Annotated in this window: 22 protein-coding genes and 3 pseudogenes; 9 read left to right on the top strand and 16 right to left on the bottom strand. The window is 63.9% G+C overall.

Annotated elements, in window-relative coordinates; genetic code table 11:
• Positions 1-189, top strand: a pseudogene (locus EYE42_RS16155) (hypothetical protein); the annotation flags it as partial.
• A gap of 146 nt (positions 190-335) precedes the next feature.
• Here the strand turns inward: EYE42_RS16155 and EYE42_RS16310 are convergent.
• The 8 genes from EYE42_RS16310 to EYE42_RS07940 all read right to left on the bottom strand — a co-directional run bounded on the left by EYE42_RS16310 (position 336) and on the right by EYE42_RS07940 (position 7301).
• Complete coding sequence (locus EYE42_RS16310; protein ID WP_246020654.1) at positions 336-1700, bottom strand: complex I subunit 5 family protein; 1365 nt, start codon at positions 1698-1700, stop codon at positions 336-338.
• A 320-nt stretch (positions 1701-2020) separates the two neighbouring features.
• A complete protein-coding gene (locus EYE42_RS07970) occupies positions 2021-3499 on the bottom strand; it encodes a complex I subunit 5 family protein (RefSeq protein ID WP_088411796.1) in 1479 nt (492 codons plus the stop codon).
• Entirely contained in the window at positions 3496-4953 is a 1458-nt protein-coding gene (locus EYE42_RS07965; protein ID WP_089389411.1) for a complex I subunit 5 family protein, read from the bottom strand. Before EYE42_RS07965 ends, EYE42_RS07970 begins: the two co-directional genes overlap by 4 nt.
• Entirely contained in the window at positions 4950-5258 is a 309-nt protein-coding gene (locus tag EYE42_RS07960) for an NADH-quinone oxidoreductase subunit K (RefSeq protein ID WP_198398662.1), read from the bottom strand. Before EYE42_RS07960 ends, EYE42_RS07965 begins: the two co-directional genes overlap by 4 nt.
• A gap of 19 nt (positions 5259-5277) precedes the next feature.
• Positions 5278-6222, bottom strand: a complete 945-nt coding sequence (locus tag EYE42_RS07955; protein WP_130990767.1) for an MnhB domain-containing protein — start codon at positions 6220-6222, stop codon at positions 5278-5280.
• The gene (locus EYE42_RS07950) at positions 6219-6518 is read right to left on the bottom strand and encodes a cation:proton antiporter (RefSeq protein ID WP_088411788.1); all 300 of its coding nucleotides are present in this window, start codon (positions 6516-6518) and stop codon (positions 6219-6221) included. The genes EYE42_RS07955 and EYE42_RS07950 overlap by 4 nt, the downstream gene beginning before the upstream one ends.
• Positions 6515-6802 (bottom strand): MrpF/PhaF family protein, encoded by a 288-nt coding sequence (locus tag EYE42_RS07945; RefSeq protein ID WP_198398661.1) that lies wholly within the window; start codon positions 6800-6802, stop codon positions 6515-6517. The genes EYE42_RS07950 and EYE42_RS07945 overlap by 4 nt, the downstream gene beginning before the upstream one ends.
• The gene (locus EYE42_RS07940; RefSeq protein ID WP_088411786.1) at positions 6789-7301 is read right to left on the bottom strand and encodes a Na+/H+ antiporter subunit E; all 513 of its coding nucleotides are present in this window, start codon (positions 7299-7301) and stop codon (positions 6789-6791) included. The genes EYE42_RS07945 and EYE42_RS07940 overlap by 14 nt, the downstream gene beginning before the upstream one ends.
• Before the next feature lie 493 nt (positions 7302-7794).
• Between EYE42_RS07940 and EYE42_RS07935 the strand changes: the two genes are divergently transcribed.
• The 3 genes from EYE42_RS07935 to EYE42_RS07925 are packed head-to-tail and all read left to right on the top strand — an operon-like array spanning position 7795 to position 11646.
• Positions 7795-9066 (top strand): MgtC/SapB family protein, encoded by a 1272-nt coding sequence (locus EYE42_RS07935; RefSeq protein ID WP_165455743.1) that lies wholly within the window; start codon positions 7795-7797, stop codon positions 9064-9066.
• A 48-nt stretch (positions 9067-9114) separates the two neighbouring features.
• On the top strand, positions 9115-10197 hold the full coding sequence (locus EYE42_RS07930) for a patatin-like phospholipase family protein (RefSeq protein ID WP_130990765.1): 1083 nt from the start codon (positions 9115-9117) through the stop codon (positions 10195-10197).
• 6 nt (positions 10198-10203) lie between these two features.
• Positions 10204-11646, top strand: coding sequence for a GntP family permease (locus tag EYE42_RS07925; protein WP_130990764.1), 1443 nt, complete (start codon positions 10204-10206; stop codon positions 11644-11646).
• A 125-nt stretch (positions 11647-11771) separates the two neighbouring features.
• Here the strand turns inward: EYE42_RS07925 and EYE42_RS07920 are convergent.
• Positions 11772-12163 (bottom strand): annotated as a pseudogene (locus EYE42_RS07920) (IS5 family transposase); the annotation flags it as partial.
• A 93-nt stretch (positions 12164-12256) separates the two neighbouring features.
• On the opposite strand from EYE42_RS07920, the gene EYE42_RS07915 reads away from it, so the two are divergent.
• The gene (locus EYE42_RS07915; RefSeq protein WP_089389417.1) at positions 12257-13237 is read left to right on the top strand and encodes a calcium/sodium antiporter; all 981 of its coding nucleotides are present in this window, start codon (positions 12257-12259) and stop codon (positions 13235-13237) included.
• 22 nt (positions 13238-13259) lie between these two features.
• Here EYE42_RS07915 and EYE42_RS07910 read toward each other — a convergent pair.
• Positions 13260-13487 (bottom strand): annotated as a pseudogene (locus EYE42_RS07910) (transporter associated domain-containing protein); the annotation flags it as partial.
• A 608-nt stretch (positions 13488-14095) separates the two neighbouring features.
• On the opposite strand from EYE42_RS07910, the gene EYE42_RS07905 reads away from it, so the two are divergent.
• The 4 genes from EYE42_RS07905 to EYE42_RS07890 all read left to right on the top strand — a co-directional run bounded on the left by EYE42_RS07905 (position 14096) and on the right by EYE42_RS07890 (position 16413).
• Positions 14096-14584, top strand: coding sequence for a gluconokinase, GntK/IdnK-type (locus EYE42_RS07905; protein WP_165455742.1), 489 nt, complete (start codon positions 14096-14098; stop codon positions 14582-14584).
• Between the two features lie 96 nt (positions 14585-14680).
• Positions 14681-15235, top strand: coding sequence for a thioredoxin family protein (locus EYE42_RS07900; RefSeq protein ID WP_130990763.1), 555 nt, complete (start codon positions 14681-14683; stop codon positions 15233-15235).
• Positions 15232-15936, top strand: a complete 705-nt coding sequence (gph, locus tag EYE42_RS07895) for a phosphoglycolate phosphatase (protein WP_130990762.1) — start codon at positions 15232-15234, stop codon at positions 15934-15936. The genes EYE42_RS07900 and gph overlap by 4 nt, the downstream gene beginning before the upstream one ends.
• A gap of 51 nt (positions 15937-15987) precedes the next feature.
• Positions 15988-16413, top strand: a complete 426-nt coding sequence (locus tag EYE42_RS07890) for a TIGR01244 family sulfur transferase (RefSeq protein WP_130990761.1) — start codon at positions 15988-15990, stop codon at positions 16411-16413.
• On the opposite strand, the gene EYE42_RS07885 is transcribed toward EYE42_RS07890, so the two are convergent.
• The 6 genes from EYE42_RS07885 to EYE42_RS07860 all read right to left on the bottom strand — a co-directional run bounded on the left by EYE42_RS07885 (position 16410) and on the right by EYE42_RS07860 (position 23538).
• Positions 16410-16754 carry an arsenate reductase family protein gene (locus tag EYE42_RS07885; RefSeq protein ID WP_246020646.1) on the bottom strand — a complete coding sequence of 115 codons (345 nt, stop codon included), beginning with the start codon at positions 16752-16754 and terminating at the stop codon, positions 16410-16412. The two genes, EYE42_RS07890 and EYE42_RS07885, sit on opposite strands and share 4 nt — an antisense overlap.
• Positions 16755-16900: 146 nt before the next feature.
• Complete coding sequence (locus EYE42_RS07880) at positions 16901-18208, bottom strand: DUF3422 family protein (protein WP_130990760.1); 1308 nt, start codon at positions 18206-18208, stop codon at positions 16901-16903.
• A gap of 10 nt (positions 18209-18218) precedes the next feature.
• A complete protein-coding gene (locus tag EYE42_RS07875) occupies positions 18219-19652 on the bottom strand; it encodes an NCS1 family nucleobase:cation symporter-1 (protein WP_130990759.1) in 1434 nt (477 codons plus the stop codon).
• Between the two features lie 202 nt (positions 19653-19854).
• Positions 19855-21297, bottom strand: a complete 1443-nt coding sequence (locus EYE42_RS07870; protein WP_130990758.1) for an NAD(P)(+) transhydrogenase (Re/Si-specific) subunit beta — start codon at positions 21295-21297, stop codon at positions 19855-19857.
• 13 nt (positions 21298-21310) lie between these two features.
• Positions 21311-22882: a Re/Si-specific NAD(P)(+) transhydrogenase subunit alpha gene (locus tag EYE42_RS07865; RefSeq protein ID WP_130990757.1), complete on the bottom strand. Its 1572-nt coding sequence runs from the start codon at positions 22880-22882 to the stop codon at positions 21311-21313.
• A gap of 164 nt (positions 22883-23046) precedes the next feature.
• Positions 23047-23538, bottom strand: a complete 492-nt coding sequence (locus EYE42_RS07860) for a hypothetical protein (RefSeq protein WP_130990756.1) — start codon at positions 23536-23538, stop codon at positions 23047-23049.
• Between the last annotated feature and the right edge of the window lie 46 nt (positions 23539-23584).

The raw sequence follows: 23584 nt of genomic DNA, 5'->3' as shown, positions 1-23584 counted from the left end.
GCTGTCGGTATTCTGCTTCATGGCGTGATCTCCCTGGCGGTTGCAGCCGCCGGCTGGGTGGGTGTCAGTTCACCCGGAGATTACGCCGCCATCCAATTTCTACCACTTCCGAGACACGACCTGCGCCTATACCTCGACTTCATCAACATGTTCATGTTCCTGCTGCAGTTCCTCGGTCGACGCGAGTGACTTGAGGACGTTGCAAAAAGCGTCTGGCAGAAAAAGCCTCACAATACGAAACTAAAAGCAAACTACTTGCTGCTGCCAAAGACTCGGTGGGCTGGTGGACATCTCCGCTGAACGGCGATCGCTGACTAGTTTCGCACGCGGCGCCGTCAGGTAAGCGCAGCGAACAGGCCCAGCGCAATCAGTATAACGGCGGCCGACGTGGCCGCACGATCGTTGATCAGCCGTTCCAGACGCTCAAGCCCCTCGGCGATCTCCGCCAAGAGCTGCCCGTTTTCGCCCGGCCTCTCCGATCGGCCCGCCAATGCGGCTGCCCGGGCAACGGCGGCTGCCCTCGCGCTGAGCCGGGCTGCCGGGCCGAGCAGGTCGCCTTCGGCCAGCGACGGGGCGCGCAGTCCGGTTCCCAACGCGGCGATGACGAGAACTGCCGCGAGCCCAAGGGGCCAGGCGCTGATGCCGAGCGCCAACAGGTCAATCGCCTCGTAGGGCGCATTGCCCGTTGCCCGGGCATAGAGTGACCACGGCAGGCCAAGCGCGGCGGCTGACAGCGCTACCAGCGGCACCACCATGAGACCGGGCGGGCCGCCAGATTTTGCAGGCGCGGGAAGGGTGAAAAAGTAGCGCACCAGCAACAGCCCTGAGGTCAGCGCCGAGAGGCCGATTAACGTCGCGCCAAAGTCGCCTGCGGGACCCTTGATCGCCGATTTCACAAGCGCGCCGGCGGTTAGCGGCAACCCGGCCACCGACAAGGCGGCCATTGCCAGTGCCGCGATCACCAAGCCCCGCGCCACGCCCCGAGCCTTGCCGACCACGCCGACGCCCAGGAACAGCGCCCCCTTGGCCAGCCCGTGATGCAGCGCATAAAGCGCTACCGCCGGCAGAACCGAAGCCGCCGGCAGGCCCGCCGCCAGCGCCGCGCCCATCACGCCCATCAGAAGCCCCATCTGGCTGACTGTTGAATAGGCCAGCACCGTCTTTGGATTGCCCTGCATCGCCCCGTAGAGCGCCGCCGTGAAGAGCCCGCCGAACCCCGCAAGAGCCAGCAGCGTTCCACTGATCGGCCAGGCGCTGCCCCAAGGCAGAAATGTGACCAGCCCGAAGATGCCCGCCTTCACGATGGCGCCAGACAGCACCGCCGAGGCCGGGACCGGCGCCGCCGGATGTGCCACCGGAAGCCAGACATGCAGCGGGACCAATCCCGCCTTGATGCCGAAACCCGCAATCAGCAACCACAGCACCAGCGGGTCGGCCCCCGGGTCGGCGAGCCTGTCGCGAACCCCCTCTATGAGGATCGTTCCCCCTGCCGCATGGGCGATCATCATGAAACCGGCCAGCAGCGCGGTTTCGCCGACAACTGCAAGGATGATGTAGACCACGCCGGCCCTCATCGACGCGGGTTTGCGATCGTGGATCACAAGCGGATAGGCGGCCAGCGACACCAGCGCGAAGGACACGTAGAAGGTCGCCAGATCCGCTGCCAGAAACACACCCAGGTTTCCAGCGAGTACCAGCATCCAGAACAGGGCAAAGGTTTGCGCGCGGGAATCGCCGCGCATGTACCGCAGGGCATAAACCCCAGCCCAGAACCACAGCAGCGCGGCGCCGCCCAGAAACAGCACCCCCGTTTCGGTCAGTCGGAGTCCGCCATCGAGCAGTACCCCAGGCACGCTCAGGGTCTGGTCTCGCGGCGCCAGGAACACGGCGGCGAGTGCCGGGAGCGGCCCAAGCGGCAGCGCCAAAAGCATCCTCGGCCCCAGCTTCGGCAGCAGGCACAGAAAGGCGAGAAAGAGTGGCCAGAGGATCACGACCAACAGAAGAAGGCTGGGTGCGATTGTCATTTCAGATAGCCACTCTCGGCGATCAGCTCGGCCCATCTCAGCGGGCTGAACGGAAAAGTCGCAAAGGCTCCGGCCGCCAATGTTATCAGGGCGGTCACCGCGGCGGGGAGGACCAGCATCCTGTTCCACGCGCCGTCCAGTTCGCGTACCGGCGCCAGCTCCTTCGATGGCGGAAGCAGCCAGGCGCGGTAGAGCAGCGGCAGGAAGTAGAGCGCATTCAGAAGTGACGATCCCGCCAGAACGGCGATGACCCAACTCGCCTCGGACTGCAGCCCTCCCATCCCCAGGTACCATTTCGAGATGAAACCTGCGGTCGGCGGAATGCCGATCATGCCGAGCGCGCCGATGCTGAAGGCTGCCATTGTCACCGGCATCGCCCGCCCGGCACCGTCGAGATCCGCCACCAACTTGATCCCCATCCGGTTGTCCAGCGCCCCTGCGCACATGAAAAGAGTGATCTTCATGATCCCCTGATGCACCAGATGCACCAGCCCGCCGATGATCGCGAAGGGGCCGATCAGGCTGGCCCCGAGAATGATGTAGCTGACCTGGCTGACCGTCGAATAGGCCAGCCGCTTCTTGATGTCGGTCTGCATCACGGCGCGGAACGAGCCATAGAGGATGGTCGCTCCGGCCCACAAGGCAAGCGGCGTGCCGAGGCCAAGCTCCGATACCGTATCGATTCCGTAAACGTCGTAGATCATCCTCAGGATCCCGAACGCGCCGGCCTTGACCACGGCCACGGCGTGGAGCAGCGCGCTCACCGGAGCGGGCGCGGCCATCGCCTCGGGCAACCATACGTGGAACGGGATGAGCGCCGCCTTCACGCCGAGCCCGCCGATGCAAAGGATGAAGATCAGCGTGAGTTCCAGCCGCGGGATCCCGGTCAGATCAGGCGGTGCCGTGAACTCGATCGTGCCGACGAGCGACTTCAGCCAGACGATGCCCGCCAGAAAGGCGGCGCTGCCTGCCAGCGTATAGATCAGGTAGATGCGCCCCGCGCGGAGGGACTTCTCGTCACCCTTGTGGACGACCAGCGGCCACGTCGCCAAGGTCAGGAGTTCATAGAAGAGGAAGAAGGTGATCGCCGTGCCAGAAATGGCCACTCCGGTCGCCGATAGGACACAGAGGTTGAAGAATCCGAAGAAGCGCCCCAAGTGCGGTCCGCGCTTGAAATAGGCGATCGCATAGACGGTGGTTATCAGCCACAGGAAGGCAGAGAGAGTGACAAACAGCAATGAAAGTGAATCCGGCCGGAGGATGAATTCGTGTCCCGGCAGGAATTCGTAGCGCCATTCCGTGATCGTGCCCTCGCGTGCTGCCAGCAGCAAGGCGCCCACGAGCGCCAGCTTGCTCAGGGCGAAGCCGATGTTGATCGCGTCGCGCCAGACCGCGAGGCGGTCCGGCAGGGCAAAGCTGATCAGCGCCGGAACGATTGTCAGCGAGACCAGCAGCAGGGGTAAAAGACTGTTCACGGGACCTCCCCAACCGCAGCCGCCGGAGGCCCTGCCTGGGACACCCCTGCAGAGATATCGACCATCGCTTGTCCGGCGAACCCCAGCGACACTGCCAGAAGCCCCAGCGCCAGCGGAGCGGCGGTTTGCAACGTGTCCTTTGCCTCGGTAACCGGTGTGTCTCTGCCGGCGAAGGTCCTGGATAGCGGATTGAACAGGTAGACTGCGGCCATCAACCCGCCAACGAGCAGGATGGCGGCCTGGAACACGGCGCCTTGCTCCAGCGCAGCCTCGAGCAGGAGGAACTTCGCTATGAAGCCGGCCGAGGGCGGCAGGCCCATCAATGATATCGCGGCCAGCCCGAAGGCAGCCACCGTCAGCGGCATTACCCGCACAAGGCCACTAAGGTCCTCCAAGCGGTGGCCGTTCACCGCCTTGAGCATAAGCCCGGCCGCGAGGAACATCGCAGCCTTCGCAAGCATGTGGGCTATCGCATGGATTGTCATTCCGGCCCAAGCCCGGTCGGACCCTGCCGCTGTCACGACAAGCGGAAAAGCCAGCAGCAGATAGCCGATCTGCGCCACGGTCGAATAGGCCACGAGGGCTTTCAGGGTTTCCTGCCGGATCGCCTGGATCGAGCCGTAAAGTACCGCCAGCGCACCGAGCCAGCCAAGCACATCGAGTGCCGCAGGGGCTACGATGGCCGGGAAGGCCTCGAACCAAAGGCGCAGCAGGATCACGAATCCTACCTTGACGACAATCGCGGAGAGCAGGGCGCTGGCGGGTGCGGGTGCTGCGGCATGGGCTGGCGGCAGCCAGCCGTGCAGCGGAAAGACCGCCGCCTTGATCAGCAGTCCCGCCGTCATCACCGCCAGTGCGACCTTGGTCGCAAGGTCCGGCCTCGCTGTCCCGGCCAGCAGTGTGATGTCCACTGTCGCGTAATTGGCAAACAGAAGCGCGACGCCTAGCAGGTAGGCCAGCGATCCGACCAGCGCGACCACGAAGTACTGCAGCGCGGCGCGCAGCGAGCCCATCGCCGCCATCGCCACCGCGGCAAGGCTGACCATTTCCAGCGCGACATAAAGATTGAAGAGATCGGTGGTCAGGAATCCAGCATTTGCTCCGCCCCACAACAGGTAGAAGAGCGGCCAGAAGGCATAGCCGTGGGCGGTCTCCGACCCGCTCGGCCCGGGCGCGAATTCGCGCAGCGCGTACAGTCCAATGATCGAAGCGCAGGCTGACGTGGCTGCCACCAAAAGCTGTGCCACCCCATCCGCACGCAACAGGATTCCCAGCGGCAGGTTCCAGTCACCCACTATATGGGCGGTACCCTCTGGCAGTAGCAGCAGCCACACCGTCAGACCCGCCATGACCGGAATTGCCGCCAGTAGCAATAAGCGTCCCCGGCTCCCAAGCAGCACCGCCGCGATCATCAGAGCGAGGGGCACTGCGACAAGCAGGTCAAGCGGGCTCATGCACTGTCGCCGGTCGCTTCGACCGCCGCGGTGTCATCTCGTGCCCGCTCCTCCTCGGCCACGCGCACAACCAACGCAGCACCGAAAGCGGTGAGCGCCACCGCGACGACGATGCCGGTGATGACCAGCGCCTGCGGGAACGGATCGGTCGAAGCGGTGCCGCGCCCGAGTCCACCGAGGATCAGGAAGATACCGGCACCAACCACATTGACGGCCAGAAGCTGACGCAACGGATGACGCAGGGTCACGATGCCGTAGAGGCCGAGCCCCACCAATGCCGCCCCTGTTAGCGGGTAAAGATGCATTAACGTTGGCATGCAGTAGTCAGCTCCTATGATCCGGCGCTACCGACCGACCCGCCAGTAGCAGCGCGAGGGTCGCGCCGATCGACAGCGCAAGGCTGTACTCGATCGCGACGATCATGGCCTTCGCGAAGCCTGGCGGATAGAACAGGAATCGGCCCAGTGCGATTCCCGCCAGGCCGATGATGAGAAAGACCCCCGGGCCAAGCACAAGCACCGCGCGGAGAATGCTGTTGTCGGCCCGCGGCCATGCGACCGCTCCGCCGATCGCGGCGATGATCAGACCGCCGGCAAGCACGGTTCCGGCCTGAAACGCTCCACCCGGAAAGTCCGACCCGGCCCAGACCAGATAGGCCGCCATCACCAGCGCCAAGGGCAAGAGCAACCGTCCGAAGGCCTGAGCGACGCTTCCCCCCCCGCTTTCCGCCAGGTTCAGTGACGCGGGCGGGCGCGGCCATGCATTTCCCGGGGCGAGCGACCAGACTGCGACAAGCGCGCCCAGCAGGACGAATGTTTCCAGCAATGTGTCATAGGCCCGGAAGGCCAGAAGCACGCCAGTCACCGGGTTCTCGATGCCAAGCTCCGGCAGCAGCGCGGCGATTGGCCCGCCCAAGTCGTCTGCGGGCGCGACACTCAGGACCGCGGACCCAACCAGCGCCGTCAAACCAGTGCAGGCCAACACCGCGCCGGCACGTAGCCAGCCGGGCGTCTCGGCGCTGATCAGATCGTCACCAAGCGCCATCAGCCGTTGCCGCGTCAGTATCAGCAAAACTCCGGTGATGCCCGCGCCGATGGCGATCTCTGCCATGGCGACATTGACTGCGTTCATAGCCAGCCATGCCAGTCCGAGCAGATTGCCGAAAACGATGAAAAAAACGATTGCCGCCAGCGCGTTGTGCGTGAGAAGCGCTGCGGCTGCAGTACCGACGATCATCAGGCAGAGGATGAGGTCGAATGCCAGCGTCATCGGTCCGTGCCCCGCTCGGCCGCAGTCTTCGCGCGGCGCGCCATCAGTTGTGCGGTCGCTCCGGCGGCCATGAGCGCGAACAGCCAGACGGCGGCGATCTTGAAAGCGACAGCCACCGAACCCCAGTGCAACGCGGCGGCAAGCGCCACGAAGCCCAGACCGACGTTGTCGGCCTTGGTAAGCGCGTGCAGCCTTAACTCGGCATCTTGAAACCTGAGCAGCCCCAACGATCCGGCCGCATAGAAAAAGACACCGATGTAAAGAAGCGCAGGGACCAGGTAATCGGCCAATGTCATGGCTTTGGGTCTCCGGGCTCGTCCGCATCACTCTGGCCGTCCCGCACAAAAGCGAGAATTGCCACCGAGGCCAGCACTGTGCCAACCAAGGCCGCATCCAGCATCGAAGCGTCGTCCCTGGCCGCGCCCAGCGTCAGCGCCACGCCGACCCCGCTGGTCGCGACGAGTTGCGCTGCCATTACGTGGTCGATCGCCCGTGGCCCGAACCAGGCACGAAAAAGCGCCAGCGCCAGCGTGAGCAGAAGAACGACGGCGGCGACCATGAAATGGTCAGCTGCGTCCACGATTTTCTCCTGCGTAGCGAGGGGTAACGACAGGCATACCAAACAAGCGTAGCACGCGGCGTTCTTCTGCCTGAAGGCTGCGCAGGTTGAAATCTTCGGTGTCAAGCATGTGAACCTCCAACGCGCCATTGCGGATCCCTGCGGCCAATGAGCCAGGCAGAACGCTGACGACCCCGCCAAGGACGGCATTCACCTCAGCGATATTCGTCAAGAGCGGCACCCGGCGCCAGCCGGGCCGGACGGGCAGACGTGGGTCGAGCACTCGCCGCGCGACGTCCAGACCACCTAAGAAGCCGCGGAGCAGGAGGTGCGGCACGTACAGGACCGCCCACCACAGCCGAATCCCCGGTTGTGTCGCCGGGTAAAGCGCAAGGCTGATTGAGGTTGTCAGCAGGACCGCTGGCGCCCCGTAGTACAGCGCATCCATTGCGCCCCCTGTCAGCGCTAGCCAGAACGTTGAGAAGGCCACGAGGCGCACTGATGTCGCAAGCATTTTCATGCTCTAATCCCCACTATCTCATCTAACTGGCTCACGGCCGCCAAATCATGATGCGTGGATTTTGTTTACTGTAGTTGTTGGCCGAATGATAGGGCTTACTGGTGCCCCAGGCGTTCCATCCCGGATGAGGACATAGACTCTCGCTGGATTGCCCTGTTCAAGGCAAAATCGATCCTGCGGGGGGTGCGGCGGACAAGAAGGAAGACAATCCATTGGACTGTTTCCCCACCAAACGGACGAGGGCTGGGAATGCTGATCTCGCTTCACGAGCAGGGGACGACCACGCCGAAGATCCGGGCCGCGATCCGGGCGAGCGACAAGCCAGCCTCGCTGGTGACCGAGCCGCGTCACCCAGATTCAGCCATAGCTCGAAATCCGTTGCGATACGGCACTGCGCAAAGCACAAGGTGGGCCTGACTGCAACGGCAGCCGCCAAACCGCCTACTGTCCGGTCATTCGTTCGTTGGATGCAACAAAGAATGGTAAAATAGTCTTGGAAACCTCTCAAGTGTTATTGCTGCTCGAGGCCTTGGGCATCGGCCTTTTGATCGGGATCGAACGCGAGCGGAATGCGGGAACGACCGGAGGCCCCGCCCAGGCAGGGGTGCGCACCTTTGCGCTCGCCTCGCTGACCGGGGCGCTGAGTCAGATTGCCGGTGGATGGCCGATGCTCGCCGTCGCCGTCGCCGTCATCGGCGGCCTGCGCATGGTGACGCATCTGTCTCAGCCGGATCGTCAGGCGGGCCTGACGACCAGCCTTGCGCTGCTGATCGTGGTCGTGCTGGGCGCACTGTCGATCGAGCACACGTTCCTCGCGGCGGCATCCGGGGTTCTGGTCGCGGCGCTCCTGGCCGCGCGCACAGTGCTGCGCGAGTTCAGTCGCTCGGTGCTAAACGACTTCGAGATCCGCGACGGCCTCATCCTCGGCGTCTCGGCGCTACTGATCCTGCCGATCCTGCCCAACGAAGACTTGGGTCCGGGCGGGGCGATCAATCCGCAAAACCTGTTCGTGATCGTCATTCTCGTCATGGCGATCGGCGCTGTCGGCCACGTCTGCACGCGGGTCTTCGGTTCACGGCTGGGGCTGCCGCTGAGCGGTTTCCTCTCGGGGTTCGTGTCGAGCACCGCCACCGTGGCGGCCATGTTGAAGAAGGTGCAGGATCGGCCGTTCGAGGCCTATCCCGCTGCTGCTGGTGTCACGTTCTCCTCGGTTTCGTCGCTCGCGCAAACCGGCATCGTACTGCTGTTCCTCAGCTCCTCGATGTTCACACTTGCAGCCCCGATCCTGATCATCCCTTCGGGCGTGGCCTTCCTCTATGGGATCCTGCTTGCACGCATCGGATCGCGCGGCGGCGGCGCAGAGCCCGATGGGCTCGAACTTCCCAGCCGGATTTTCAGCGTCCAGGGCGCATTGAGCTTTGCGACGATCGTGGCGACGGTCATCGTCGTCTCCGCTGTCCTGAACGACCGTTTCGGAAGCGAGGCCGTCCTGGTGTCGGCGGCGCTCGCGGGGCTGGTGAGCACGGGATCCGCTGCCGTTGCGCTTGCCTCGCTTGTTGTTGCCGGGCAGTTGCCGGCATCCGAGGCGGTCGTGCCGCTGGCAGCAGCGATCAGCGTGAATGCCGGTGTGCGGATCGTCCTGGCCCTTCGCGGAGGGGCGACGGCGTTCGGCTGGGCGGTTGCCACCGGCCTCCTGTTGACCGCCGCCGCTGTCTGGGCGGGGTGGTGGTTTGCAGCCGCCATCCGCATCATGATGGCGGCCTGAGAGTCGTGCCGCGGCGTAGACGCGGGAAGCGCATGTGTGGAGGGCGATATGGTCCAGCAACAGCCCAAAAAGACGATCGATCTGGCGCTTCAGGGCGGCGGGTCCCACGGGGCGCTGACTTGGGGTGTGCTCGACCGCATCCTGGAAGACGAACGGCTGGAGATCGCCGGCATCAGCGGGACCAGCGCTGGGGCAATGAATGCCGTGGTGCTTGCGCAAGGATTTCAAGAGCGTGGCCGGGAGGGAGCGCGCGAGGCGCTCGCCGCCTTCTGGCGGGCCGTGAGCGTTGCAGCGCGCTTTTCGCCGGTGCAGCGCAGCTGGTGGAACAGGCTCACCGGCAACTTCAACCTCGACAAGTCGCCCGGCTACCAATTCTTCGACAACCTGTCACGGCAGTTCTCTCCCTATGAGCTCAATCCGCTCGACATCAATCCGTTGCGCGACCTCGTAGCCAGCACGGTCGACTTCGATCGGGTCAATGCCTGCGCGATGCCGAAGATCTTTGTCACCGCTACCAATGTGCGCACCGGCCAGGCGCGCGTCTTTACCCAGCCGCATCTGTCGGTGGAAACGATCATGGCCTCGGCCTGTCTGCCATCGGTGTACCAGGCGGTGGAGATCGATGGCGAAGCCTATTGGGACGGTGGCTATATCGGCAATCCAGCGCTTCACCGCCTAGTCGACGAGACCGACTGTCGTGACATGGTGATCGTCCAGATCAATCCTATGACTCGCAGCAAACTGCCGCGAACGGGGCGTGAGATCCTCAACCGGGTGAACGAGATCAGCTTCAATTCCAGCCTCATAAAGGACCTTCGGGCGATCCAGCTGCTGCACAAACTTATTGAGGCGGAGGGGCTTGAGACGGAACGCTACCGCGACATGCGGGTCCATCTGATCCATGCTGATGAGGAGCTGCAGGACCTGGACGCCTCCAGCAAGCTCAACGCCGAATGGACATTCCTCAGCCACCTGCAACAGCGCGGCCGGGGTTGGGCGCACCATTGGCTAGAGGCGAACTTTGGTGACCTCGGCGTGCGCTCCACGTTCGACCTCGACGCGCTGTTCGTCGACTCGCTGCGGCCGATGCAGAGGTCCAACAAGTCGAGCGCCAACCGGTCAGCGGAGTAGTCGCAAATGTATGGCATCCTGGTCGTCGTTGCTGCGCTCGGCGGGCTCATGTATCTCGCTTACCGTGGCGTCACCTTGCTGATCCTGGCGCCGGGTCTCGCCCTGCTCACCGTGCTCGCCTCGTTTGAACGGCCGCTGCTTGCCAGTTACACTCAGATCTTCATGGTGGCGACGGGTGATTTCATCGTCCAGTACTTCCCGGTCTTCCTGCTCGGGGCCATCTTCGGCAAGCTGATGGAGGATACCGGCAGTGCCGAGGTTCTGGCCAACGCCACGATCCGGAGGCTTGGCAGCGACCGCGCCATATTGGCGGTGGTGCTGTCATGCGCGGCGATGACCTATGGCGGGGTATCGCTGTTCGTGGTCGCGTTCGCCGTGTTTCCGATCGCTGCAGCAGTCTTTCGCCGCGCCAATCTCCCCAAGCGGCTGATACCGGGCACCATCGCTCTTGGCGCCTTCACCTTCACCATGACCGCGCTGCCCGGCACGCCGGCGATCCAGAACGCGATCCCGATGCCTTATTTCGGCACGTCGCCCTTTGCCGCGCCGGGGCTCGGCATCCTGACGGCGTTGATTATGTTTGCGCTTGGCCAACTGTGGTTGGAGCGACGGGCGCGGGCCACCTCCGAAGGCTACGGCGACCACCCCGACGCTGAACGGCGCACTGACAGGGCCTTGCGCGAGCGCGCCGCGGGCGAAGGCTTCGACATTGGCGAACTCCCGGCCGGGGCGCGTCCGGCCGCGCCGCCGGCCCTCATGTTGGCGGCACTGCCGCTCGTCACGGTGATCGCCATCAACCTCACCTTTACCGCCCTCGTCATCCCGGCCATGGACACCGACTATCTTGCCGCGCCCGAATATGGCTCGGTGACCATCGATGCGGTGCGCGGCATCTGGTCCATAATCGCCGCGCTGGTCATTTCAATCGTGCTCATGATCGCCGTGAACTGGTCGCGCCTACCGAGGCTGACCGCCTCGCTGGATGCCGGGGCCCACGCCTCGCTGCTGCCGATCTTCAATACCGCGAGCCTTGTCGGGTTCGGCTCCGTCATCGCCTCGCTGTCGGCCTTCGCGCTGATCCGTGATTCGGTGATCGGGATCGGCGGCGACAATCCCCTGATCTCGCTGGCGATCTCGGTCAACCTTCTGGCCGGGATGACCGGCTCGGCGTCCGGAGGCATGAGCATCGCGCTCACCACGCTCGGCGGCGTCTATCTGGAGATGGCCCAGGCCGCGGGTATCTCGCCGGAGCTGATGCACCGGGTGACCGCGGTGGCCACCGGCGGGCTCGACGCATTGCCCCATAACGGTGCCGTCATCACGCTTCTAGCAATCTGCGGCCTGACGCACCGCGAGGCCTATCTTGATGTCGCCGTCGTCGCCGTGGCCGTCCCGATCCTCGCGCTGATCGTGCTGATCACCCTGGGAACGTTGCTGGGGAGTTTCTGAAATATGCCAACCAGTCGGCCCAGCCTGGAAAGATATCCCGCTGGCAGCCGGTGGCGCGCGTGCAAGCAGACCTGTGTGCATCGTCATCCGCGTGGAGAGGCAACTCGCCAGAGAAGGTTCGACCCCAGGCCCGTCCCCTCCGCGCCTTTCGTGCGTCCGATCGCGCGCGTACGATCCCCTTTTTTCGAAGACTGGCCGCGGTGCGGTGCGCCTTCAGGAATGTGCTGTCCATCATCAGCGTGTCGCCTTGAGCGCCTGGTTGCGCCAGCTCCTGAAATATTCTGGCGAAGATGCCCATCCGGGACCAGCGGGCGAACCGGTTATACAGGGTCTTATAAGGGCCATAGACCGCTGGCGCATCTTGCCAGCGAAGACCGTTTCGCTTGACATAGATGATGCCGCTCAGCACCTTGCAATCGTCAGATCGGGCACGCCCTCGCGCTTTGGGAAAGAAGGGCTGAATGCGTCGCATCTGCTCCGCGCTCAGCCAGAAGTATCTTGTATTGCTCTGGTTCATGACCAGCATGAATCAGTCAACATGCTGGCGTGCAAGAAAGATTTATAGGGACTGACCCTAGGTTCTCAATCAAAAAACGTACGGAGTTTGAACGTGTTGGAAATCTGGTTGCCGCTTATTGGCGGCCTTGTCTTGCTGATTGCAGGCGGCGAACTGTTGGTGCGCGGGGCCGTGCAGGTCGCCACGGGCTTGGGCGTTTCGCCACTTGTCATTGGGTTAACGCTGGTGGGCTTCGGCACCTCGACGCCCGAGCTCGTAACGTCCGTGCAGGCCGCGCTTTCGGATGCGCCGGGGATCGCGTACGGCAACATCGTCGGTTCCAACATCGCCAACATCCTGCTGATCGCGGGCATCGCGGCACTCCTGAGCCCGATTATCGTGGCGTCGTCGGCTCTCAAGCGCGACGGTCTGGTGATGCTGGCCGTGGCCGTGGCCTTCGCGGCAGCCGCTGCGGTGATGCCCATGGGGCGGGCCGTAGGCGCGGTCTTCATCCTTGCGCTCGTTGGGTACATCTTTCTTGCCTTCCGGCAAGAGCGCGCCGCCACCCCGGATCACGGAGCGGTCTACGACAAGAGCATCGCCTTGCAGGAGGTAGATCCCGCGCTCGCCCCTCCGGCGCCACCACAGGCGTCGCTCCTCGTCTCAGCCCTGATCGCCGTCGCCGGACTGGTGCTCGTCGTGTTCGGCGGCAAGTTCCTCGTCGACGGCGCCGTATCGCTCGCGCGTGGCTTCGGCATCTCAGAGACAGTGATCGGGCTGACCATCGTCGCGGTCGGCACCTCCATGCCGGAACTCGTCACCTCCATCGTCGCCGGGCTCAAAAAGCAGGGCGACGTGGCCTTCGGCAACATCGTCGGTTCGAACATCTACAACATCCTTGGCATCGGCGGCTTCACCGCGCTGATCGCGCCAGGCGTGGTCCCGGCCGAGATCGTGAGCTTCGACAACCTCGTGATGATCGGCGTCTCGCTGGCGCTGGTCGCCTTCGCCTGGACCGGGCGCAGGATCGCGCGATGGGAGGGCGCGGTCCTGCTCGCCGGCTACCTCGTCTATGTCTGGGCGATCTGGCCCTAAATCCAGGATAGCGGCGGCGGGCTCAGGCCGCCGCCTTCTGCACCAGAAGCTTGTCGATGCGCCGACCGTCCATATCGACCACCTCGACCCCCCAGCCTTGCAGGTCGATGCGCTGCCCCACTTCCGGCAACTGGCCCACTTCGTCGAGGACAAGTCCTGCAACTGTCTCGAAGTCGCGATCTTCGTCCAAGTCGAGCGAGAGCAGATCGGCGAACTCGTCGACCGGCATCCAGCCCGCGATCAGGTAGGATCCGTCGGCCCGCGTCGCAGGTCATACAGGAGGTCGGGTCTCGCCATTCCGTCGAGGGTGCGTGCGATCAATAAAAACAATGACTTAGACTGGAGAAGGTTCGACGTCAGGCCCATCCCCTCCGCCACTTTTCCAACACAAACAGAGTCACAATGCCCAACCCTTCGCATCGGTGCGAGTGTTTCTATAGGTAACTGATAAAAGGAAACGTTCCTCTTATAGCTGACGCTATGTCCAGGGGCTCTCAACAGGTCAAGAGAACCGCCTGATCGTCGCGTGTTACTTCGCAATGCAGGCCGGCGATCTCTCAGGCCGCCCTGACGACAAGGCCCAGCATCATCGTGATTCAGGCGCACATCGGCCAGACCCTCCTGTCTCATGCATCCCTCTAGCCCCTTCGGTTCGGCCAGAAATTCCCTTGGACCGGATCAGGTGCCGGAGGCAATGCCGGCGCCAATCGCCTTGCGGTTGCTGCGAAGAAATCGCTTTTGCAATCTGTCGACGCCTGATTGGCACATGCATCCTATCGCCCCTTGGCGTATCACGCCGTGAAGGCCGCAGGGCGATCATTCTTGGAGGAATCGGTGTCCCGTTCTGGTCCACTGCATATGGTGCTTATGGGAGTGGCAGGGTGTGGCAAGTCCTCGGTCGGCGCCGAACTTTCGGCCCGAACCGGCCTGCCCTATCTGGATGGCGATGATTTTCACGATCCCCTGAATGTTGCCAAGATGCGGGCCGGGACGGCCCTGGACGATGCGGATCGGTGGCCTTGGCTGGAACGCTGCGGGCGGGCGCTGGCGGATCATCCGCGGGGCCTGATTCTGGGCTGTTCGGCGTTGCGCCGGTCTTATCGGAACCGGTTGCGAAGCAGTTCGGGCCTGCGCGAGCTGCTGTTCGTGCATCTGGCCGGGTCCGAGGCGCTTCTGCATCGGCGGATGGCCCAGAGAACGGGTCACTACATGCCTCTGGCGCTGCTGCAAAGCCAGCTCGATACGCTGGAGCCCCCTGCTGCGGACGAGCGCGCGGTGACGGTCGATATCGACAGGCCGGTGCCCGAAATCGCCGCGGCGATCCTTGCGAGGGCCGGTTCCCGTTGACGTCAGAACCACCCCCTTGCAGAAGCGCCATGGATCATGGCGTTGCGCCGATTTTCGTGCCACCATTTTCACCCGAGCATCGGAATGGAGAGGATCATGGCTGTTTCACCCCCCGTCTGCGATTTTGGCGCGCCCTGGCATGATTTCACGCTGCCGGGGACGGATGGACGGACCTATGGCCTTGCCGACGTGCGGGGCCCGCGCGGAACGCTGGTCATGTTCATCTGCAACCACTGCCCCTATGTGCAGTCGATCATCGACCGGATCGTGCGGGATGCGGGAAGGATACAGGCTGCGGGGATCGGCGTGGCGGCGATATCGTCGAACGATGCTGACGCCTATCCCGAGGACGGGTTCGCCGAGATGAAGGCCAAGGCCGATCGCCATGGCTTTACCTTTCCCTATCTCTACGATGAAACCCAGGCGGTTGCGAGGGCCTATGGCGCCGAATGCACGCCGGATTTCTTTGGATACAATGCCCGTGGCGAGTTGCAGTATCGCGGCCGGTTCGACCAGTCCGGGCGCAGCAAAGGTCCCGACGATGCACGTCCCGAACTGCTCGAGGCGATGCTGTTGATCGCAGACACGGGCCGCGGCCCCGACAAGCAGGTTCCGTCCATGGGGTGTTCCATCAAGTGGAAACACGGATGAACGTCTGCCTTGCCCCCTGCCCCGTGGTGTTCGATCTGGACGGGACCCTGATTGACAGCGCGCCCGACATCCAGGCCTGTGTGAACGCCGTCTTGACCGATATCGGTGCCGTCCCTTTGGATCTGAACGAGGTCCGGGGCTTTGTCGGAGAAGGGGTCGAGACGCTCTGGCGAAAGGTCGTCGCGGCACGGCGTCTGGACGACGCTCGCATGTCGGACCTGGTCAGGGCCTTCATGGCGCTTTACGAACATGCCCATGATCGAACGACGGTCTTTCCAGAGGTTTCGGAAACGCTGGAAACGCTGGCCGGGCGCGGCCACCCTTTGGGGATCTGCACCAACAAGCCGTTATCCGTGACCCATGCGGCCCTTGCACATGCCGGACTGGCCCATTTGTTCGATTGCCTGATCGGCGGCGATTCGACCCCCTTTCGCAAGCCCCATCCCCTGCCCTTGCGAAGGGCGCTTGAAAGGCTTGGGGCCGATCCCCGGCGTCCCCACGCCATCTATGTCGGCGACAGCGAATTCGATGCCGCCTGCGCAGCGTCGCTTGGGGTGCCCTTTCTCCTCTATGCCCAGGGCTATCGCCGGTCGGGCGCGTCCGAGATGGTTCATGCGGCAGCCTTCGACGATTTCAGCCACCTTCCTGCGCTGGTCGAGGCCCATGGCCAGCGGGAAGGGCTTTCTGCTGCGTGGTCTTGACTTTCCCAGAGGTTCAACACAATCGGAAACCTATTCAGCAAAGGGCTTGTCATGGACCTGCGTCAGCTTACCCCGAACCTCGCTGTTTCCTCGCAGATCGAACTCGAGGATGTGGCGCTGCTGGCCCGGTCGGGCTTCAGGACGCTGATCAACAACCGTCCCGACACCGAGGACGGAGCCATCGACCACGATCTGATCGCCAAGGCAGCGGCCGAGGCCGGAATGGCGTATCATTATCTGCCATTCTTTCCCGGTCAGGTCACGCCCGACCTGATCCAGGGATTTGCGTCGGCGCTGGATGGCGCCAAGCCCGCCGTCGCCTATTGCCGATCGGGAAACCGGTCCACCGTTCTGTGGGCGCTCAGCCAGTCCGGCAAGCAGTCCGAGTCCGAACTGCTGCAGACAGCCGCCGATGCGGGCTATGACCTGTCGGGTATCGTGCCCCTGATGCGGTCCCTGGCCGGTGCAAGCCGTTAGGCAGCCACGCCCAGGGCACGCTTGACGTTTGCCGTCCAGCCCGACAGGCGCAGATCGCCCGCAATGATGGTGGGGCGTTTCATGACGCTGGGCTTGCTGCCCAGCAAGGCTACGGGATCGGCTGCGCGCTCGGCCTCGGACAGGCCCCGCCAGGTCAGGCTGGCCCGGTTGACCAGCCTGTCGCCGAAGTCGGCGACCAGGGACGCGCGCTCGCCCTCGGTCAGGGGTTCCTTTTGCACATCGCGAAAGTCCACCGTCCAGCCGTTTTCCTCCAGCTCGGCCTGCGCCTTTTGGCACGTGGAGCAATGGGCAAGGCCAAACAGGGTCAGGCGTTTTTTCAAGGCTGTCCCTGTCATATGAACGGCACCACCGGAATGCCGCAGGCCGAGAGGCCCAGCAGTGCGGCCAAGGCAAGAAGTCTTTTCACGATCACTTCCTTTGGCGATTGATCCCCCATCATGTCAGCGCCCGGTCCCCGGTTGTCCAGTCATATTCCATCATCGGGACCGTGGCTGTGCAGGCTCCTCCGAACCCGGCGCATGGCCAGCCAGACGACGACCACGGTGATCGGGGTCAGGCCTGCGATCAGATAGCCCTTGTCCACCGCCAGCCGCGCGGCTACCGGAGACAGCGCATAGGACAGCAGGCCTATGACATAATAGCTGATGGCGACCACCGACAGCCCTTCGACCGTATGCTGCAGGCGCAGTTGCAATTCGGCGCGGCGGTCCATCCGCGCAAGCAAGGCCTGGTTCTGTGCCGAACGCTCGACATCGACGCGGGTGCGCAGCAGCTCGCCCGCCCGTTCCGCCCGTTCCAGCATCGCCGTCAGACGCGACTCGGCCGAACCGATGGTGCGCATGGCCGGTCGATACCGGCGATGCATGAATTCGGTCAGCATCTGGCGGTCGCGAAACCGGCTTTCGCGCAGGGACGAGATCCGGTCCATGACGATCGCCTCATAGGCCTTGGTCGCGCCAAAGCGGAAGGAATGGGAAACGGCCTGTGCCTCCAGTTCGGCCGAGACATCCAGAAGATCCTGAAGCACGGCCTCGGCGGGACAGTTTTCATCGGTCATTTGCGCGACGATGGCAGCCAGCTTTGGCTCGATGACGTTCAGCCGCGCCGTCAGCCCCCGAACCCGCCCAAGCCCCAGCATCGACATGGTGCGATAGGTTTCCAGCTCGACCAGCCGATGCACGATCCGGCCGATGCGGCCCTCGCCCACGCCGGGGCGGACGAACATGGCAAACCGCATCCAGCCGTCGGCGTCGATCCGGAAGTCTCCGGCGATCAGCACGGATTCCTCCAGCACCCATACGGCGGTCAGGCTGTCGCGCACGAACCACCGTTCGATCCTGTTCAGGGCCTCGCCCGGATCGTCAGGCAGCACGTCGATCTGCACCATCACGGCGGCCACGCGCTTGCCGGGGGCCGACCCTTGCCAGTCCTGCGGAAAGATCGCGGCGGCCGAAGGATCGAACGGCCTGATGGGCAGGCCCGGCGTCAGGGCCATGTAGGTCACGAATTCCGTATGGCTTTCCCACTTCAGGTCATGGCGCCCAAGCCGTCCCTGGTAATGGCTGGAATCGGGGTCCGGGCGGGGTCCGCCATGCCGTGCGGTCAGTTCGGTCAGGTGTTCCAGATCGCGGGCAGGGTCACGGCGGGCCGCGAATTCGGGTTCCTTGAAGGCCAGAAAGATGCAGGTGGCCGGGGCCGACAGCCGCGGCGATGGCCGGGCATGCAGTTCATTGGCTACCTCGTATCGCAGCGGATGTTCGAATTCCGGCCCCACATCGGCCCCCTTATCTGTCGCGCGCCAGCATGATATACAGCACCCCGCCCAGCAGCGCGCCGATCAGCCAGCCGAATCCCGCCAGCGCCTGCAGCGACGGCAGCCATACCGTTCCGATGGAAAACAGGGCAGCCACCCCCACCGCAAGGATCGCCCGCCGGTTCCAGCCCCCGTCATAGTAATAGAGCCCCGAGGGATCGGCCGTGAACATCTGGTCGATCTGCAGCCGGCGCTTTTTCACGATGTAGTAGTCGGCGATCAGTATCCCGTAGAGCGGGGCCAGAATCGCCCCCAGCGTATCGACGAATCCGGCGATCCCGATGGTCGAGATCAGCGATACCCACAAGGCGCCGATGACAAAGGCGACGGCTGCGGTGATCAGCCCCCCCGTCCGGGCGCTGATGGTCGAAGGCGAAAGGTTCGCGATGTCATAGGCAGCGGGCACGAAGTTCGCCACCAGGTTGATGCCTACGGTTGCCGCAAAGAACGTGACGGCCGCAATCAGGGTCAGTGCCAGGCTGTCCACCCGTTCGACGATGGCGGTGGGGTCGGTCAGCCGTTCCCCGAACAGAACGACGGCGCCTGCGGTGATGAACAGCGCGATGAACGAAAAGAACGCCATCGACACCGGCAGGCCCCAGAAATTGCCGATCCGCATCTGCCGCTCGGTTTGGACAAAGCGCGAAAAGTCCCCGAAATTGATCACCACCGCCGCGAAATAGGCAACCATGGTGCCCACCACCGCGATGAAGCCCGCCACCGCGCCACGCTCGCTTTCGCCGCCCTGGAAGATCAGTCCGATTTCCGACCAGATGCCGTTGCCCGCCTGGTACCAGATCATCAGGGCCAGGGCGATCATCACGACATAGACGAACGGCCCGGCCCAGTTCAGGAACCTGCCGACCGATTCCATCCCCATCAGGAACAACCCGATCTGGAAGCCCGCGACGATGATATAGGCGATCCAGTCGACGCCGTTCAGGCCCAGGAACCCGCCCCCCGCATCGTCGATCCCGAAAAGGGCGTGGATCGCCAGGGCCACCGCGGTCGAGGCGAAATAGGTCTGCACCCCATACCAGAAGATCGCGACGACCCCCCGGATCAGCGCCGGAAACCGCGCGCCCTTCACCCCCATCGAGGACCGGGCCATGACCGCATAGGGAATTCCATAGCGGACCGAAGGGCGGCCTGACAGGTTCACCAGCCCCATCACGATCAGTCCCGCAACCACGATCGCCGCGAAGGTCAGCCAGCCGTTCAGGCCATAGGACAGGAACAGCGACGCGGCCAGGGTATAGCCGAACAGGCTCTGGATGTCATTGTTCCAGACGTTGAAGATCTCGAATGCGCCCCAATGCCGCCGTTCATGAGGAACCGGCGCCAGATCCTCATTATAAAGCGATGGGTCGCCCCTCTCGATGTGGATATAGTCCGGATGGTTCATGGCGCTGTCCCCGTTGGTCTGGTTGTTCGATCAAGCGTCATCACAACCCAAACCCTTTGTATCGCCAAGCGACTCTGCACGGTGACTTCATGCGTTTGCATGGAAACAGTTTTGCGATCAAATCGCTTTACAGGCTGCCTGAAATGCGGGCGGGACAGGCACGAATCGAAAGGGGCATCCGATCGGACGCCCCCTTTCTTCCTCACTCGATCATCGGCAGCAGCTTGTTGATGCTGTCCTTGGCATCGCCATAGAACATCCGGGTGTTTTCCTTGAAGAACAGCGGGTTTTCGATGCCGGAATAGCCGGTGCCCTGACCGCGCTTGCTGACGAACACCTGCTTGGCCTTCCAGACCTCCAGAACCGGCATCCCGGCGATGGGGCTGTTCGGATCGTCCTGGGCGGCCGGGTTCACGATGTCGTTGCTGCCGATGACGATCACCACGTCGGTGGACGGAAAGTCCTCGTTGATCTCGTCCATCTCCATGACGATGTCATAGGGCACCTTGGCCTCGGCCAGCAGCACGTTCATGTGGCCCGGCAGGCGGCCCGCGACGGGATGGATGGCAAAGCGCACGGTCTTGCCCGCCGCCCGCAGCTTGCGGGTCAGTTCGCTGACCGCGCCCTGCGCCTGCGCCACCGCCATGCCGTAACCGGGCACGATGATGACGCTGTCGGCGTCGTTCAGCGCCGCCGCCACCCCTTCGGCATCGATGGCGACCTGCTCGCCCTCGATCTCGGCCGCGGGGCCGGTCTCGCCGCCGAATCCGCCCAGGATCACACTGACAAAGTTGCGGTTCATCGCCCTGCACATGATGTAGGACAAGATCGCACCGGATGAACCGACAAGCGCGCCCACCACGATCAGCAGGTCGTTGCCCAGCGTAAAGCCGATGGCGGCGGCGGCCCAGCCGGAATAGCTGTTCAGCATCGACACCACCACCGGCATGTCGGCCCCGCCGATGCCCATGATCAGATGATAGCCGATGAAGAAGGCCAGCAGCGTGATCAGGATCAGCCACAGGATCGCCGGACCAACGCCCGTGAAATAAAGAATGCCCAGCAGGATCGACAGCCCCAGGGCGCCCGCATTCAGCATGTGCCCGCCCGGCAGTTTCTTGGGCTTGCCGTCCACCTTGCCGGCCAGCTTGCCGAATGCCACGACCGACCCGGTAAAGGTCACCGCGCCGATGAAGATGCCCAGAAAGACCTCGATCTTCAGCATTGCGATCTCGGCCGGGGTCTTGTCGGCCAGCACGGCGGCAAAGCCATGAAAGATCTGCACGCCGCCCTCGGCCTTGGCGCGCAGCACGCGGGCCAGTTCGATCTGGGCGTTGAAGCCCACGAAGACCGCGGCCAAGCCGACCAGCGAATGCATGGCGGCGACCAGTTGCGGCATCTCGGTCATCTGCACGCGCTTGGCGACAACCCAGCCGACGGCGCCGCCAATGGCGATCATCACGACCGACAGCAGCCAGTTTCCTGCGCCCGGCCCGAACAGCGTCGCCAGCACGGCCAGACCCATGCCGACGATGCCGTACCAGATCGCCCGCTTGGCGCTTTCCTGACCCGACAGCCCCCCCAGCGACAGGATGAACAGCACGGCTGCGACCACATAGGCCGCGGTGGTGAATCCGTATTCCATGCTTTCCTCTCCCTTACGACTTCTGGAACATCGCCAGCATCCGGCGCGTGACCATGAAGCCGCCGAAGATGTTGACGCCCGCCATCAGAACGGCCAGGGCGCCCAGCAGGACGACCCACCACGATCCCGACCCGATCTGCATCAGCGCGCCCAGGATGATGATCGAACTGATCGCGTTGGTGATCGCCATCAACGGCGTGTGCAGCGAATGGGCGACGTTCCAGATCACCCGGAAGCCGACGAAACACGCCAGCACGAAAACGATGAAATGCGCCATGAAGCTGACCGGGGCGACCATGCCGATCAGCAGCACCAGCAGGCCCCCGCCCACCAGCAGGCCGACCTGGCTGCGCGTCTCGGCCTTGAAGGCGGCGACCTCGGCGGCGCGGCGTTCCTCGACCGTCAGTTCGCGCTTCTTTTCCTTGGGCTTCTGGGCGGCGATGGCGGCGATCTTGGGCGGCGGCGGCGGCCAGGTGATGTCACGGTCGTGCGTCACCGTGGCGCCCCGGATCACGTCGTCCTCCATGTTGTGCTGGATCACGCCGTCCTTCTTGGGCGTCAGGTCGGCCACGAAATGACGGATGTTGTTGCCGTAGAGTTCGGACGCCTGCGCGCCCATGCGCGACGGAAAATCGGTATAGCCGATAATCGTCACGCCATTTTCGGTGACGTGCTTTTCGTCAGGAATTGTCAGCTCGCAATTGCCGCCGCGTTCGGCGGCAAGATCCACGATCACGCTGCCGGGCTTCATCGCCTCGACCATGTCGCGGGTCCACAGCTTGGGCGCGTCGCGGCCGGGGATCAGCGCGGTGGTGATCACCACATCCATCTGCGGCGCCAGTTCCCGGAACTTGGCAAGCTGCTTTTCGCGGAATTCGGGCGACGAGGGCGCGGCATAGCCACCCGTCGCCGCCCCGTCCTGAGCGTCTTCGAAGTCCAGATAGACAAACTCGGCGCCCATCGATTCGATCTGCTCGGCCACCTCGGGGCGGACGTCAAAGGCATAGACCTGGGCGCCAAGGCTGACCGCCGTGCCGATCGCGGCCAGTCCCGCGACCCCTGCACCGACCACCAGCACCTTGGCCGGAGGCACCTTGCCCGCCGCCGTGACCTGGCCCGTGAAGAACCGGCCGAAATTGTTCGCGGCCTCGATCACCGCGCGATAGCCGGCGATATTGGCCATCGAGGACAGGGCGTCCATCTTTTGCGCGCGGCTGATGCGCGGCACCATGTCCATGGCAATGGCGGTAACGCCCTGCTCCTTGGCCAGGCTCAACAGCTCGGCGTTCTGGGAAGGATAGAAAAAGCTGATCAGCGTCTGCCCTTCGCGCATCTGAGCGATCTCGCCTTCGGCGGGGGGCCTGACCTTGGCCACGACATCGACCAGGGCGATCAGTTCGTCCGCCGACGGCACCACCGTTACGCCGGCGGCGCGATAAGCGTCGTCGGAAAACCCCGCCCGCGCGCCCGCCCCGCTTTCGACAAAGACCTCATGGCCCAGCTTCATGAGATGCCCGGCCGAGGCGGGCGTGACCGCAACCCGAGCCTCGCCCGCAAACCCTTCCCGTAATGCGCCGATCTTCATGGATACGCCACCCCCTCGCTTGTCGTCCCCGTCGTGTTACCTGATAGCATCGCGAAAGTTTTGTTCACAAGGGCATGTGATGACGTAGCGGAACGATTACCCGGATGCGCAAAAAAACCCGGGGTCCGAAAACCCCGGGTTCTGCATTCGATCCGGTGCGGCAATCAGTTCGCGGGTGCCGGGGCAGCCGGTGCCGTCGTCGCAGGGGCATCCGTAGCAGGAGCCTCATCGACGGTGATTGCATCGTCAACCGCTTCGCCCGCGTCATCCGCAGCCGCGCCTGCGGCATCGGCTGCGTCATCGGCGGCATTCTCGGTCGCATCGGCAGCATTTTCGGCGGCCGTCTCGGCTTGGGCTGCGGCCGCTTCGGCCTCGTCCGCGGCTGTATCGGCGGCCGTCGTTGCCGGGGCATCGGTCGTGGTCACGGTCGTGGTGTCACCGTCCACGGCGACCGTGTCGTCATCGCCGGTGAACTGCTGCAACACGAAATATGCCAAGGCCAGTGCCAAAAGCACACCGATGATCAGCGGCAGGGCCGAAGACCGTTTCTCGACCGGCTCGACATAGGTGGTGTTGTGGGTCGTGTTGAGGGTATCGCGCGGGGTCACGGGATCAACCGGACGCGTGCGGTTCGGGTCGTTTGGATCATGGGTCATCGCTGGCCTCCAGACATCAGGTTGGCAAGCCGGTCTTGCGCCGCAT

The sequence above is a fragment of the Paracoccus subflavus genome, from assembly GCF_004310345.1.
GTDB lineage: Bacteria > Pseudomonadota > Alphaproteobacteria > Rhodobacterales > Rhodobacteraceae > Paracoccus > Paracoccus subflavus.
This window is presented reverse-complemented; position numbering and strand designations above follow the sequence as displayed.

Bases quoted from the DNA above. Each gene is read 5' to 3' on its own strand.
- EYE42_RS07905 (WP_165455742.1), top strand. From the start codon at position 14,096: ATGGTGCTTATGGGAGTGGCAGGGTGTGGCAAGTCCTCGGTCGGCGCC.
- EYE42_RS07965 (WP_089389411.1), bottom strand. From the start codon at position 4,953: ATGAGCCCGCTTGACCTGCTTGTCGCAGTGCCCCTCGCTCTGATGATC.
- EYE42_RS07860 (WP_130990756.1), bottom strand. From the start codon at position 23,538: ATGACCCATGATCCAAACGACCCGAACCGCACGCGTCCGGTTGATCCC.
- EYE42_RS16310 (WP_246020654.1), bottom strand. From the start codon at position 1,700: ATGCTGGTACTCGCTGGAAACCTGGGTGTGTTTCTGGCAGCGGATCTG.
- EYE42_RS07890 (WP_130990761.1), top strand. From the start codon at position 15,988: ATGGACCTGCGTCAGCTTACCCCGAACCTCGCTGTTTCCTCGCAGATC.
- EYE42_RS07930 (WP_130990765.1), top strand. From the start codon at position 9,115: ATGGTCCAGCAACAGCCCAAAAAGACGATCGATCTGGCGCTTCAGGGC.
- EYE42_RS07900 (WP_130990763.1), top strand. From the start codon at position 14,681: ATGGCTGTTTCACCCCCCGTCTGCGATTTTGGCGCGCCCTGGCATGAT.
- EYE42_RS07940 (WP_088411786.1), bottom strand. From the start codon at position 7,301: ATGAAAATGCTTGCGACATCAGTGCGCCTCGTGGCCTTCTCAACGTTC.
- EYE42_RS07960 (WP_198398662.1), bottom strand. From the start codon at position 5,258: ATGCATCTTTACCCGCTAACAGGGGCGGCATTGGTGGGGCTCGGCCTC.
- EYE42_RS07865 (WP_130990757.1), bottom strand. From the start codon at position 22,882: ATGAAGATCGGCGCATTACGGGAAGGGTTTGCGGGCGAGGCTCGGGTT.
- EYE42_RS07870 (WP_130990758.1), bottom strand. From the start codon at position 21,297: ATGGAATACGGATTCACCACCGCGGCCTATGTGGTCGCAGCCGTGCTG.
- EYE42_RS07955 (WP_130990767.1), bottom strand. From the start codon at position 6,222: ATGACGCTGGCATTCGACCTCATCCTCTGCCTGATGATCGTCGGTACT.
- EYE42_RS07950 (WP_088411788.1), bottom strand. From the start codon at position 6,518: ATGACATTGGCCGATTACCTGGTCCCTGCGCTTCTTTACATCGGTGTC.
- EYE42_RS07875 (WP_130990759.1), bottom strand. From the start codon at position 19,652: ATGAACCATCCGGACTATATCCACATCGAGAGGGGCGACCCATCGCTT.
- EYE42_RS07925 (WP_130990764.1), top strand. From the start codon at position 10,204: ATGTATGGCATCCTGGTCGTCGTTGCTGCGCTCGGCGGGCTCATGTAT.
- gph (WP_130990762.1), top strand. From the start codon at position 15,232: ATGAACGTCTGCCTTGCCCCCTGCCCCGTGGTGTTCGATCTGGACGGG.